Here is a 15,291-nt window from a genome sequence, read left to right as displayed (position 1 = left end):
AATATTCTCCAATCCAAATTAATATTTATAGAATTGTATATCAGTTTACTATCATTAACCAATATGGTTTTTAGAATTTTTCATATCAATCCCAAGCAGGACATCTAAACCAAATTTATAAATCCAATGAAAGACAGCCTCTACTTCCAGTAAGACAATCTCTTCAAATCCTCCATAAAATGGTTTGTAATCTGTACTTTACAGGTCACTTAAGGAGACAACTAGCAAATAGTTGTCTCTTTTTTTATGTACAAACATATAGATTTTTCAAGCCTTCACAGCCTAATATTTGTGGTTCGATTTTTTCACAAGAAATTCTTAGTCTGTTTGAAACAAACAGTCTTAAAGTGGCGCTATCAGAGAATTAATCGAAGCTGAACGATGGTTCGAAATCCCGTTAAGGATATAGGATTTTTTTCTCTTTTGGTTTATCGTAATTTTTTGATACTAAATACAGTAATTCCAAAATAATTTTAGCTTCTTTCTCATCTACCTGAATACCGTTTTTGGAAAGAATAATAACGGCTTTTTCTACTGAAACATTCTTCTCAATGAAATTCATTTTTTCTATTGGTTTTTCGGTTTCTTTTTTTTGATAGTATTTTTAAAAATGCTTGATTTAAATCTAAAGATAGATCTCCTGTTTTAAAATCAATATCAGTCGGCGGAATAAGATTCACAAGATGTCTTTTATCTGAAGTCTCAAACTCAGAAAATCTTTGAAATATTTCAACTAATGTTTTTTCTTCTATTTGATTTTTTCTATCAATAGCTTTTAATTTAACAGCAATATCACGCGCTTCCTTTTTAAGGTTTTTGGTACTGACTTGATTCTCTTTTCTTAATTCGTTGTAGTCATCAATTTTTAATATTCCGGCTATAAATAATTTTCTGCCTTGAGAAAGGATCAACTCCTCCTCATTTATCTTCCTCTCCAATACCTTTTGAGTGCATAAATAACTTGCTTTCTGTGTTTTTATATTCTGGTCTTCCAAAACTTTTTTAAATAATTCAACTGCATTCTTTGAGAGCATTAATTGTCGAAGCTTGTTATAATAGCAGTCATTAAGGAATAATGCATTTATTCTTGTTCGACATCCATTATGACAATGATAATATGGATAGTTTTTTGATCTGCCTTTTGAAACCATTTTCTTTTGTTCGATTATATAGCCATATGGCGCTATACCCAAAACCCTACCCTCTATTTTAGCGCGTCTCATTCCGTAAAATGTGTTTAGGCACGCTGTCATTTTGAAGTTCAGGAGCAGCTAAATATATAGCGAGCATCATTTTGTTTTCGGGTATGGACAAGTCAAGCGGCTGCTCGACTACCTGGGGTTCTATACCTAAACCATTAAGAAGATTAATCATTTGATAAACATCTCATGCATTCCTGCCAAAGCGTTCCCATTTTGTAAACAGCAGAAGATCGGTTTTATTCTTATGCTTCTTTAGTTCAGCAAGCAGTTTTTTTTCCACTGCGGACGGTTGAACGTTTTTGCCGAATGGTCTTCATAAATAACATGTCTTATTACAACTGCATTTATATCGCAGATGACATAAAACTGTCTCAAAAAAGCTATAATAAATTTATTAATCAAAGAAAAAAAAAAAAGAGCTGCTGTTAAACAGCTCTTTAAGGTTCTTCATGATAGTTGTATAAGCTTACTAATTCAAAATACTTCTAAAATCAAATGAAAAACCAAAATATTTAATATTACAATTTAGCAATCTAAGGCTTTGATTTCGCAACCACTCCACCATGTTCTGTTTTGTGAAAAAATATTTCGAAAAGTTATTATCCTTCGCCGTTACTAATGGTTTTTATAAATTACATCACATAAGCTTTCAGTATTTACCCTTATATTTTTAATGCTAATCATAAAGAATCCATTTTTTCTGAACTTTTCGGTCCTTCCACTAAACTTTGTTTTTAATAGACTCAATATCTTCTTGTTTTGTTACAGCAGTTTGAGTTAAATTAATCTGTTCGTAATATTTTTTTAGTTTTTCTAGCTTTTCGGAATCATCGACAAAATTAATTATCATTGCCTAATCATCTGAAGCTAATCTGATTATACTTGAAGATACATCAACGGATACCACTTAAACTAAAAAACAGAAAATAAAAATTTAGCATCATTTTAATTGTCTGGAAACGAATTCTATGAGTTTAAATTTTCTATTTTTTAAAATTCTTTACACCTTCCTGAAGCCATTTATAATAAGCTTCAATATCAGGATTATAAGCGGATGGTTTGTTTAAATCATTTTCCTTATGGTCCATTAATACATAATACGGCTGTGCATTGGTTTTGTATTTCAAAATTTGAAGTTCGCTCCATTTTTGTCCCGTATTTTTCAGGATTTTTCCTGTGATTTTAGAAACTACCTGCTCGCTTTCCGGCAACGGTCTTTTATCATCTACGTATAAAGAAATCAGTACAACATCATTGTTTAATATTGACAAAACTTTTGGGTCAGGCCAGACTCTTTCTTCCATTTTACGGCAGTTTACGCAGGCATAACCTGTAAAATCAATCATTACGGGTTTGTTTACTTTTTTTGCGTAAGCTAAGCCAAGGTCATAATCATGAAATGTAGTAATTCCGTTTGGACCACTTTCTGCGCCTTCCGGTAAAGCTGCTTTTTCAGTATTTACAGTTGTCATATTTCCAAAACCATTTGGTGATTCACTGTATTGTTTTGCGGGTGGAAACCCACTGATGTATTGTAAAGGAGCTCCCCAAAGTCCTGGAATCATGTAAACTACAAAAGAAACAACCAGAATACCTAAGCTCAGTCTTCCGACAGAAATATGTGTTACCGGAGAATCATGAGAAAACTGGATTTTGCCAAAGAGATATAATGCGAGTACCGAAAAAATACCAATCCAAATCGCAATAAAAACTTCTCTTTCTAATAAGTGTAATTGTAAAACCAAGTCGGCATTACTTAAAAATTTCAACGCCAATGCAAGCTCCAGAAATCCCAAAACTACTTTTACAGAATTTAACCAGCCACCCGACTTTGGAAGCGAATTCAGCCAGCCCGGAAAAGCAGCGAAAATGGCAAACGGTAATGCAATAGCTAACGAAAAACCAAACATACCTACTATAGGGGCAATTCCTGCCAGACCTGCAGCCTGAACTAATAATGTCCCGACAATAGGACCTGTGCATGAAAAGGAAACGAGTGCCAATGCCAAAGCCATAAAGAAAATGCCAATCAGCCCCCCAACTTCCGATTTCTGATCGACTTTAGTCATCCATGAACTTGGTAATACGATTTCGAAAGCTCCTAAAAATGAGATTGCAAAAACTACTAATAATAAGAAAAAAACGATATTAAAAACTACATTCGTTGCTAATGCATTTAAGGCATCGGCGCCAAAAATTGCGGTTACTAAACTTCCTAAAATCACATAAATTACAATAATAAAAATACCGTACATTATGGCATTTCTGATTCCCGCTGCTTTATTTTTGCTTTGTTTGGTAAAAAAGCTCACGGTCATTGGGATCATAGGGAATACACAAGGCGTCAGCAAAGCGGCAAGACCTCCTAGAAAGCTTAAGAAAAATAATGTCAAAAGACTATCATTAGAATTTGCCGATGAGGATTTTCCATGATTATTTTTCTGCGATTTAAGAGTTTCCTTTTCACTTGCTGTAACAGAAATTGTTGTATCTTTTTTTATTTCCTGCTTTGTAATTGTATAAATACTAATTGTTCCAGTTTTTGTTTCTGCTGTGTTTGCCGCTGTTACTGCCTGATCCTCTTTTATTGGAAAATCCGATTTTTTAAAGGTGAATTTTAAATCTTTATCTCCTGGTGGCAGACAACTGTTGTCATTACACACCATAAAAAATATGCTGGCATTTATCGTAAAGGCATCTGCTGTTTTGCGCTCAATATTTTGTGTAAAAACAGCTTTGTCAGCAAAATATTTAATTCGCATATTGAATACAGGATCGTCTACTTCGTGACCGTCCGGTTCTGTAACACCGCCAATTGTTTTATAATTTTTTGATTTTGGAAACGTAAAGGCTGTTGGCGCTGGTCCGCCTTGCGGTACATGCTGTGAATACACGTGCCAGCCTTTGTCAATCTTAGCAATAATTGACAATGTGTATTTATTTTCTCCTGTTTCTTTAACAGTAGTTGTAAATGAAACCGGATCATAAATTTGGGCAGTAAGGTTACTTATTACAAAAAAGAATGCAATAAAAAAGAATAATTTTTTCATGATGAAATTATTGATTTTAGATCTTAAACTTTGAATTTTAGATTCAGAATTCTCATTATTTTTGTCATCCTGACAAAGTAAGGATCTCAACAAGAAACTCCATGCAGTAAACCGCAAATTTTTGTCGAACAACTTGTAGTTACTCCGAGGAACGAGGAATAATAACTACACTTATTTATAGCATATGTTTAGTATATGAATCACTTTTTATAACGAGACAAAATCCATTTCGAAATATCGTCTAAAACCTCTTCGGCAAAAACTTCGTCAATCTCTTTGACTTCACTCTGTGTACAAGTTTTACAATGCTGATACATATGATTTAAACCAGAATAAATTTTAGTTGTCAGATCTTTAGTTCCAAGATACTTTCTGAAAGATTCAATATTCGCTACAGCTGGAACCTGAATATCTTTGTCGCCATTTGCTACAAATACTGGAATTGTAATTTTTGGCAAAAAGTTTTCTGGTTTGTAATGAATCGTATAGCGATACCATTTTCTATCGGCATCTTTTCCGTAACGATATAAGAAAGTCTGATCACGACCGTTCCACATTTGTACTTCTTTTAAAGTTGTAGTGTCTTGCTTCTGCATCCATTCTTTCAATTTTATTGCCATTGCTGGCTGTGCAGATTCGTTGTCTTTTGTATCATAAACCACTTTAAACATGATGTTGTACATTTCCATCTGTTTGGCAACTACTTTATCTGACAATTTATAGCTTTTTAAAATAGCTGCATTTTGAAGATTCAGCATTTCCAATCCACTTACACCAACACCTGAAAGACTGATCATAAATTTCACATCTTTGTTTCTAGAACTTACAATTGAAGCAATCATTCCGCCTTCGCTATGTCCGATTACGCCTATAAAAGATGGATCAATATTTTTGTCACTTTTTAAATACGCAATTTGTTCCTCAACATCATTGGCAAAATCTCCAGTTGTGGCGTTTTTAAAATCTCCAGTTGTTTTACCGATTCCGCGATCGTCAACACGTAAAGAAGCGATTCCTTTTCGTGCAAGATAATCTGCCAAAACTGTAAAAGATTCTCGTCCCATAAATGTATAATTACGATCGTGCTGACCTGTTCCGGAAATTAAAATTGCTAAAGGATATTTCTTTTTATTCTTTGGAATTGTTAATGTCGCCCCATAAGTAATTTTTGTGTTTTTTCCTAAAAAAGTCATATCAATAACCTGATACGGATAAGGTTTCTGAGGATGCTGTGCAAAAAACAAAGGCGTTATTTCGCTTTGCTTTTTTAAGACAACCGCTGCATTTGGAATCGAATAATGATTAAAAACTCCTTCAACTTCAGTTTTATCGGCATTGTATTTTCCTTTAAAAGAGAAATTATACATTTCATTTTTAAAGGAAATACTATCCTTATTTTTAAGAAATCCTACCTTAATCGATTCATATTGCTGTTCCGGAAGACTTAATAAAAGAGAGTCTTTTGTGTTTTCAAAATTACCTTTAACCACAATTCGGTACGAATGATACTGTCCCTGCCAGATGTTTTGCGAAAAAACAATCTGACAGCACAATATTGTTATACTGAGATATAAAAAATTAACAATTTTCATTTTATAACCTTTAACAAATTATTTTTTCTCAGCTTTCAAATATTCAATGATAATCGAAATTTCATCCGCCAATTCGCTTGGACTTCCAAAATAACCTGTTGACTGCCATCTCAATTTACCATTTTGGTCTATAATCATTTTCTGTGGAATTCCAGAGAAATGAAATGCTTTTGCATATTTTTGATACGTTTCATCATATTTTCCAGTTTTCGGATTTTTACCATCATACAGAATCGTAAAATCAAATCCTTTTTCTTTGATGAAAGCCTGAGTTTGTGCTTTAAAATCTTTAATATATTCCTGAGTATCTACAAAATAGAATTTCACATTATCATCGGCTTTGTATTTATTAACCGCCATGTTCATTCCCGGCATTGCATTTTTACAAGGCCCGCACCAGGTTGCCCAGAAATCTAAGACTACGATTTTACCTTTTTGATCGGCTAATTTCACTTTTCCGCCACGGCTGCTTTCCATCTCAAATCCGTCGATTGGAAGATTGATCAATTCTGAAATTAGTTTCTTTTTGTGCTCCTCGTTATTATCTGCTTTTAAAGAATGCAAATACGCATCGAAATCAGCTTCTTTTTTACCTTCTTTCAAGTACAAATCTTTTAAAGATGCAATTGTTGCCGGTGTAATCTGGTTTTGTTTTGCAGCTTCTAAAATATAATTTTTAGCCTCGGCTGTTTTTCCTTCTCTTAAAAGCATTCTGGAATATACTTCGTTATAAGAAGCATTTTTAAACTGCATTACTGGTTTAATTTTATCCAGATATTTTCTTTCTGAATCGTAATTTTTGAAAATTTCCTGAAGCTTTGCATAAGTAAAGAATTCTCTTGCACTAAAACTCAAACATTGTTCCTGCCATTGTTTTAATGATAATTGCTGTGCAAATTCTTTTGGTACAAATTCTTCTCTGTTTTCTAATTCCGGATAGATAATATCAGCATATTTTTTCAATGTTTCTAAAGAAGTTTTTTCACTTCCTTCCTGATCTCTGTTAAAAGGAATTGATACCAAATGCCAGGCATAATCTAATAAAATTCCGTATGATGTTTTTTTAACATTGCTAATTGCATAATTGTAATCTTTGTTTTTCACTATATAATTATAAGCAATTGCTTTGTACATTTTGTCATAATAAAGTGCTTCTGTATCAGTAAATACATCTTGAAAATTACTTTGAGGAAAATTTTTCTCAAACACATTATACATGGCAACTTTTTTATTAAAATCTGGTTCTGTGAATATTTTTTTAATTTCTAAATCACGAGCCCAGACCCCATTTGGATATTTACTTAGTAAAACTTTTTGTACAGAATCTATAAAAGCTTTATTCGCTGGCTGTTCTAAAAGATCTAATGATTTTTGAACTTTATACTGCTGTACGTTATCCAGATTATTTCCAATAACAAATCTTAATTCGTTTTTTATTGGTTTTGTTATATCTATCGGCTTAACACTTTTTGTTAGTCTTAAACCTTCATAAAAAACATCCTTACGGCTTTCCGGATGATACTGCAATTCGTACTTAATCCACATTAAACTAATCGTATCATTAATGTTTGAAACTGGATCTAAAAAGTTTGGATGCTGATCTGCAAATGATGCATTCCTTAATAATCCCCAGCCAGAATAGCTGCTTTTTGCAGCCGGAATCATCCATGAATAGGTATTTTTCCCACCTTTATCGATTAGCGTGTCTGAAATAAAAACACAGGTAATCAATGCTGCATCATCGGATAATTTAACTTTAGTCTGCCATTTTTTATCGGCTGTTGGTTTTAAAGAAATATCTGCAATTTTCCATTTGAAATTGCCATGTGTATATAATCGTCCTGAAACCTGTTTCGCATCTTTTAATACTGTTCCGGCAGGATCATAAGTAATGGTAATTTCATCTCCGGAATTTGGTGCTTCTGGTGAAACAACAAAACTTTTTGCTTCATTTTGAGCATAGCAAGCCGTACTTACACTTAAAAAAAGTGCTGCAAGTTTTAATATTTTCATTTTTTATTCTTGATTAAGCACGTTCAGAAAATCTGAACGTGCTGTTTTTTATTTAGTTGTTTTGTTCTAAATTAGGTGCGTAATCAAAGTAAATTGGAGCAAATTGCATTTGATAGCGGTCTGAATTTGGTTCCAGCGTGATAATCTGACCGGAAATATTGTGTGTTATTGTCCTTGCTAATTCAGGTTCTTTATTTAATCGTTTCAAATCAAACCATCTGAATCCTCCGCATCCCATCAGTTCCCTTCTTCTTTCCTGCAAAACTTTTGCTAAAGCGTCTTTATTATCTGTTGCTGTTAAAGCAGTATATTGTCCTGTTCTAAAGCGTTTTACTCTAAGCGCATTAACTGTTTCCATTGCTAAAGCTGCAGATCCTGCGCGAGCCTGACATTCTGCTTTAATCAGCATCATTTCTGGTACAGTTGGTCCGGCATTTCTGCTTTCTCCAGTTACCCTTTCTTTTGAGTATGCTCTGCCTTTCGTGTATGCAGTGTTAAAAAAAGTAGATGGTTTTGTAAATAACACATAACGCAAATCGTTTGTATCGAAGGTTTTAATCAGGTCATCACTTAATCCTAAAATAGTTGGTACATAAGCATATGAAGTATAACCATTATACTTTGATAAAATAAGTTCAGGATCTAATCTTTTGTTTGGATAAGTTGCAAACTCATAATCTGCTAAATTAATAAGCGTATTTTGAAGCGCTAATGCTTTTTCTGCATTTGCCAAAGCTTCGCTGTAATTATGCATATACAAATAAGTTCTTGCCAAAAGCGCGTAAGCGGAAGCCTGTGATGGAAAAGCAACATTATTTCCTGTGTTTACTGGTTTTAATCCTGAAGCAGTTGCTTCTTTTAAATCACTAATAATCAAATCATAAACTTCTTTTACAGAAGCTCTTCTAATATCCTGAGAAACTGTTGGCGTAATTAAAAGCGGCACTCCAAGATCACTTGCCGAAGTTGTTGCATCATACGCTTTACCAAAAATATTGACCAATGTCAGATAAATGAAAGCACGATGTACTTGCGCTTCTCCTTTTATAGCCAGCTTTTCGGCCTGTGTTCCATTTTTACTGTTCATTACTTCGGTAATAATCACATTTGTATAATATAAAGCTTCATACAAAATTTCCATATTATTATCTTTATCTCCTTCAAGAAAAACGGCATCAGACCATTTGTATAAATTTAAAAAAGGGCGATAAAAAGCTGATGAACTTAAAGCTGTTATCTGAACTTCATTTTGAAGATCGATATCATCTGAAGCAACATCAATTAGTCCATAAGTAATATCATAAATTCTGGTGTTGTTTAGCAAATATCTGTAGTTTTCGGTTTCTTCAGGCGTTAATTTCCCTTCAGTCTGAATGTCCACATAGTTATCGCAACTTGCTGCTGTTAGCGCTAAAACAGTAACAGCAATATATTTTAAATACTTTTTCATCTTTAAAAAATTAAAAATTAACATTAAAACCAATTGAATACATCGCCATTGCAGGCAGTTTCATAGTAGTTCCTGTGTATGGTAAAAAGTCTGGATCTAATCCTTCGTTGTTTTTTCTCCAGAAAAACCCAAGATTTCTAGCTGTAAAATTAACCGAAGCCCCTCTCACCATGCCGCTTTTTATAAGATCTGACAAATCATATTTTAATGAAAGCTCTCTGAAACGGATATGATCACCATCTACTACCTGATTTGATCCATAAACATATCTCGAATAACTGTAACCAGACATTCCTTGTACCCCTGGAACGTATGTTGTGGCTTCGTCACCTGGATTTCTCCATCTTTTATCAATATCTGTACTTAAATCGTATTGACTAAATGATCCGTAGCGGCTTACATAACTTCCGAAAGTTGGCTTAAACATTACATAATCAAATTTGTATGTCGCTAAAATGTATAGTGAGAATTTCTTGTATGTAAATGTTTGGCTTAAACTTCCATAGTATGAAGGAACACTGGTTCCCATGTATTGCATGTCATCAATATCTGTAAGCGCTTTTGCATAACTCACAATATTACCTGATTTGTCATAAACCTGAGTTCTTCCATTTGCATCTAATCCGGCAGATCTGAAAGCAAATACCGAATTTAATGGATACCCCACAATTGGAGGGGCTGATCCTGTACCGTTTAGATAATTGCTATAACTGGTAAAACGTGAGTCTGTAATTTTAGATTTGTTATAAGAGACTATAAGACCTGAGTTCCAGGTAAAATCTTTTGCTTTTAAAACAGTTCCATTTAAACTTAAATCAACTCCATTTGATTTGAAGTTAGCTGCATTACGAATTAAATAGTCATTAACTAATCCGTAGAATGGAGATGTAGGAAATTCTACAATTAAATCCTTACTATTTTTTTGGTAATACTCTAAAGTACCTGATATTCTATTATTAAGAATAGCAAAGTCTATGGCCAAATTCAAAATTCCTGTTTTTTCCCAGCGTAATTCTGGGTTTGCCGGAGAATTGATAGTCGCATAAGGCTGTTGAGAAAGCGCATCTAAATTATTTATACCAATATTGGTAAACGGAAAAGTATTCAAATTGATGTTTCCGTTAAAGCCATAACTTGTTCTGAAATTCAAGCTATTAACAACGTTTACTTCGCTTAAGAAAGGCTCTGCTTTAATATTCCATTTTGCTCCTGTTGACCATAATGGTGTTCTTCTTAATTTTTTATCTACACCAAAATTATTATAATCGTCCAGACGTGCACTTCCTGTTAAAGTATATTTATTTTTGAAAGTATATCCTGCATTTGCATAATAAGATAAAAATCTTCTACGCATAGATTTATGTTCATTACTGTATGAAATATTTGAATTATAGCCATTAACATCAATATAGTTTTGAGAAGGAAGATCTACAGAAGTCTGCGTTTTGGAATTATAACCATAAAGGGTTCTTCCATCTGAGGTTTCTTTTGTCTGTCTTGCTTCAATACCTGCCATTGCATTAATTAAATGGTCTTCGCCAATGATGCCATCATAATTCAATTGTCCGCGTACTGTATAACTATTTTTACCAAAATTATTCTCCTGATAAATTCCGCCCTTTGGAATTCCGTAAACCAAACTTCCATTACTACTTATTGAAGTGGCCGAATTGATTCTGTCGCGTGTATAATATGTATCTTCATTGAACAAATTCTCATTAGTCATATCAGAACGTTCGATAGAGTAATTTCCAACAGCGTCTAAACCTTTTAATAAAGGAACAGTTGCCATAATATTAGCACCAAAATTCAGTTCATTTAGCTGTTTATTACTATTATTTAATTCATCCAAATAATTGTATGTCCAGGGTAAATAACCTTTCTGTTCTAAAGCAATAGTCTGACCACTGTAGAAATGACGGTAATAATCTACAGAATTACCATTATCATCTACAATCTGATCATATGGAAGCAAAGTAGTTAAAGAAGAACCCAAAGGCGAAAATCCTAAAGCATTATCACCATATTTAAAAATAGAACCTCTTAAACTAGTGTTCATCTTTACCCGGTTAAACAATTTAAAATCCTGATTGGACAGCAAAGTCAAACGCTGACCATCATTTCCTTTAGACTGTGTTTCTTCTTTAGAATAAGATCCAGACATAAAATAAGAATAATCATTCTGTCCACCTCTAAAAGACAAATCGTGACTTTGTGTAGATGATGCCTGAAGCAGGTATTTTTCAACTTGTCCGTAGGTATTTCTATTGCTTAAAACAGCTAAACCAGCATTTTTTTGAGCATCTGTAATTTCTCCCCGTTTGTATTGAAACATCAGGTCCATACCCTGACTTACAGGAGAAGTGAGCATATAAGTAATAGTTGTAGGATCTGTTACCAGGTTTTTATCTACCATTTCCTGTTCCAGATTTAAAACCTGAGCAGAATTCATTAATGGCAGTTTAGACAAAGAAGGTTTATTAGAAAAACCATAGTTTTGAGAAAAACTAATGCTGGTCTGTCCAGATTTTCCTTTTTTAGTATCAATAACCATTACTCCATTTGCTGCTCTTGCTCCATAAATAGAAGCGGCGGCAGCGTCTTTGAGAAAGGTAATTTTCTCAATATCATTAGGATTAATAGTCCTGATGTCTAATTCTGTTGGCGTCCCGTCCAAAACAACCAAAGGCATATCATTAGATGCTATAGTTGATCTTCCTCTAATTGCCAGATTATAAGCTGTTTTTTCAGAACCACTACCAAATTTTCTAGAGTATACAAAAGTATTATCAGCATCACGCAAATCTAATTCTAAACCAGCAACCTGCCCTTCTAATCTGTGTAATACGTTTGCTGTTGGTATTTTTTCCAATTCTTTTGCACTAAGTACAGCGTAAGAACCTGTAGAGCGCTCTTTATCAATTTTTTGATATCCGGTAGAAACCACTTTCACTTCATCCAGTTTGCTTACATCTTCTAATAAAACTGGATTGATAATTAAGCTGTCAGTCACTGTAACTTCTAACTTTTTATAGCCTAAATATTCAAAAACAAGAACATCACCTTTTTTAGCCATAATTTCATAGGAACCATCAAAATTGGTTATTGCTCCCTGTTTAGTGCCTTTTACCCAAACAGTTGCACCAATTAAATATTCTTTTTTTGCATTGGTCACAACTCCTTTAATTTTTACGTTTTCTTCTAATGTGGAAGCAGTTATGGGTTTTACTTTTGGATTTAATGCAATAACAATCAACTTGTTATTTATAAATTCTGCTTTATAATTATCACCAATCAATTCTTTAATAACTGCCATAACATCGGCTTTATTTACAGAAATATCTACTCTTCTCTGTGCATTAAAAACGTCATCACTATAGAAAAATTCAACACTGGTTTTTCTTGTAATAGTTTTTAAAACGTCAGATACAGATTGGTTTCTTGCGTTTATAGTAACTTTTTGCGCATATGCAAAAGCGACTATATTAAAAAGAAATATTGATAATATTAGGGATTTCTTCATTAGGTCAAGAAATTTATCCCAAAGCGTGGATTTTACCCCACAATCTTTTGCGGATAGTTTTTTTTTCATACTTTTAAATGTTTTGGTTGGTTAATTGATTTCGAACTCTTTTTTTCGACTGAACAAATACTTGCCGGGAAATACTGCAATATTTTCCGGTTTTCTTTTTTTACTTACTTACGGTTACTTCATACGTTTGGTTTGCTTTGGTTATTTTATATTTAACATTGGATGTTTTACTGATAATATCAAGAAAATGGTCAATTGGTTCCTCTTTTAGAACGATTCCTGTGAACTTAATCTGCTCTAAAGCCTTTTGTTCGAACTTAACATTAAAGTTGTACCATCTTGCCATTTTAGTTAAAATATTTTTCATGTTTTCATTTTCGAAATAAAATTTGCCATCTTTCCAGGCCGTATAAACTGATGGATCAACTGCTGCAACATTTAAAGTATTATTGCGAAGACGAGCTTGTTGTCCAGGTATCAAAGTAACCGATTGGTTTTCTTTATTTGTTCCGGAAACTTTTACTTTTCCTTCAGCAAGTGTGGTCTCAAATTTTCTGTCTTCTTCATAAGCACTCACATTAAAATGAGTTCCTAAAACGGTAACATCGCCAGATTTTGTTTTCACTGTAAATGGACTGTGATCATTTTTACTAACTTCAAAATAAGCTTCTCCTTCTAAAGTTACTTTACGCGTATTTCCGCTAAACTCGACAGGATATTTTAAAGTAGATTTTGAGTTTAACCAAACCTTAGTGCCATCAGAAAGGCTAACCGCATAAATACCGCCAACCGGAACAATAAGCATATTTTCTCCTGTCGAAACTTTTCCGTTAAGTGCTTTGGCATCATAAACCAAAACCTGGTTTACATTGGAGATTACGCCGTTTTTAGAAACAATTTTTTCCTTTTTTGGTTCTAAAGAAACCACCGTTCCATCTGCCAATACTAAAGTAGGACTGTTGTACTTTGGCTCAATACTTTTTACTACAACTTCTTGGCTCTTCGAACTAGAATCATTATTAATATAAAAGAAAACAGAAGTGATTCCTGCAAAAAATAAAATTACAGCTGCGTATTTGAGTACTTTTTTATAATTAAAAAGAGAAATTACTGGAGTTTCAGAACCGATTTTTTCTTTAATTCTTTCAAAAGCCAATTCTGTATCGACACTTTTATAAAACGTTTCTTTTAACTTGAAAGTTTCTAAATCAATAACTTTCTGATAATACTCCTGATTTTCGGGAACAGAAAGCCATTCCTGCAAAAGAGCATTTTCTTCAATGGATAATTCCCCTGTAAGCAGTTCTTTTCTTATAAGAGCAGCGATTATGATTTCTTTCTTTCCTTGGGACATATTTTTGATATTAAGTATCGGTTATTAACAGTTTAAGTAAATGTTATATAACTAAGAGTACGAAACACCAAAAATGGGTGGAAAGATTTTTGATTTTTTTTAAAGAAAAAGCAAAATAAATAAAAGTTCGGAGTGATTTTTAAGTTTTTCCTTCAATAATTCTATAGCACGAGTGCGCTGAGACTTTACTGTATTGACAGAAATATTAAGCTGTTCGGCAATATCTTTGTATTTCATTCCTTCTAAACAGGATAGCTCAAAAACTTCTTTGCATTTTTCAGGCAATGAATTCAAAGCTTCTATTAAAACCGAATATACTTCTTCCTGCAGGATATTAAAATCAAATTCTGATGGTTCATCTGAAAATGTTTCATCGAGCTGGATGCTTTTTTGCTGTTTTTTAAGAGCGGCAACAGAACCGTTTTTGACTATAGTGTACAGATACGATTTGACATCGTTGACTTTTTCAAACTTAAAACGATTTTCCCAAAGCTGCAACATCACATTTTCGACAACTTCTTCAGCAATAAAAATATCTTTTACTAAACCAAAACTATAACTTACAAGCCGTGGATACAAAGAATAAAACAACTCTTTGTAGTAAGTTTCGTCAATCTTGATATTTACTTTTAATGATTTAATTCCCTTTGAGTTTAAGTCAACAAATATATAAGATATATCAACAAAACTAACATTTTGCCAACTATTTAGAACTAAAACCCTTCAATAACAACAAAAAAGTAGGAATTAAATTCATTTTACAATTAATCCCGTATAATAAATGATTTAATAAATGGAAAATATACTGAGTAAAATTACTCTTAATATTTCCAATTGTCGATTGTTTGAATTCCAAGAACGAACGTAATGAAAATTAAGAGTTTGTTTGGATAAATTAGATTTCTTGAGATAAAATTACTAAAACTCTTTTATTAAAAGCTTAACCTTTTTAAACGAGAAGGCTCAAGTTTATCTGAGAAAGTAACAATTTTGGATAGGAATAGGTTTTCCCTTCTTTTTCTGGGAGCTCAACATAATTTATTGTGTTTATTACTGAATTTGCTACACTAATTTCTAATTTATTGTCGGCTTTTTTTT

The 15,291-nt window shown here is 32.9% G+C and carries 9 protein-coding genes; all 9 read right to left on the bottom strand.

Annotation, left to right across the window (positions count from 1 at the left end):
* Positions 1-397: 397 nt before the first annotated feature.
* The 9 genes from K8B81_RS00580 to K8B81_RS00540 all read right to left on the bottom strand — a co-directional run bounded on the left by K8B81_RS00580 (position 398) and on the right by K8B81_RS00540 (position 14,784).
* On the bottom strand, positions 398-562 hold the full coding sequence (locus K8B81_RS00580) for a hypothetical protein (RefSeq protein ID WP_025572058.1): 165 nt from the start codon (positions 560-562) through the stop codon (positions 398-400).
* A complete protein-coding gene (locus tag K8B81_RS00575; RefSeq protein ID WP_049817497.1) occupies positions 549-1,223 on the bottom strand; it encodes a hypothetical protein in 675 nt (224 codons plus the stop codon). Before K8B81_RS00575 ends, K8B81_RS00580 begins: the two co-directional genes overlap by 14 nt.
* Before the next feature lie 962 nt (positions 1,224-2,185).
* Positions 2,186-4,252 carry a protein-disulfide reductase DsbD family protein gene (locus K8B81_RS00570; protein WP_223678161.1) on the bottom strand — a complete coding sequence of 689 codons (2,067 nt, stop codon included), beginning with the start codon at positions 4,250-4,252 and terminating at the stop codon, positions 2,186-2,188.
* 200 nt (positions 4,253-4,452) lie between these two features.
* Entirely contained in the window at positions 4,453-5,844 is a 1,392-nt protein-coding gene (locus K8B81_RS00565; protein WP_223678160.1) for an alpha/beta hydrolase family protein, read from the bottom strand.
* Between the two features lie 18 nt (positions 5,845-5,862).
* Complete coding sequence (locus K8B81_RS00560; protein ID WP_223678159.1) at positions 5,863-7,857, bottom strand: TlpA family protein disulfide reductase; 1,995 nt, start codon at positions 7,855-7,857, stop codon at positions 5,863-5,865.
* Between the two features lie 52 nt (positions 7,858-7,909).
* Positions 7,910-9,307 (bottom strand): RagB/SusD family nutrient uptake outer membrane protein, encoded by a 1,398-nt coding sequence (locus tag K8B81_RS00555; RefSeq protein ID WP_223678158.1) that lies wholly within the window; start codon positions 9,305-9,307, stop codon positions 7,910-7,912.
* Positions 9,308-9,317: 10 nt separating this feature from the next.
* Positions 9,318-12,899, bottom strand: coding sequence for a SusC/RagA family TonB-linked outer membrane protein (locus tag K8B81_RS00550; RefSeq protein ID WP_223678157.1), 3,582 nt, complete (start codon positions 12,897-12,899; stop codon positions 9,318-9,320).
* A 100-nt stretch (positions 12,900-12,999) separates the two neighbouring features.
* The gene (locus K8B81_RS00545; protein ID WP_223678156.1) at positions 13,000-14,193 is read right to left on the bottom strand and encodes a FecR family protein; all 1,194 of its coding nucleotides are present in this window, start codon (positions 14,191-14,193) and stop codon (positions 13,000-13,002) included.
* 99 nt (positions 14,194-14,292) lie between these two features.
* A complete protein-coding gene (locus K8B81_RS00540) occupies positions 14,293-14,784 on the bottom strand; it encodes an RNA polymerase sigma-70 factor (protein ID WP_223678155.1) in 492 nt (163 codons plus the stop codon).
* Positions 14,785-15,291 lie beyond the last annotated feature (507 nt).

The sequence above is a fragment of the Flavobacterium hibisci genome (assembly GCF_020026925.1).
Lineage (GTDB): Bacteria > Bacteroidota > Bacteroidia > Flavobacteriales > Flavobacteriaceae > Flavobacterium > Flavobacterium hibisci.
This window is presented reverse-complemented; position numbering and strand designations above follow the sequence as displayed.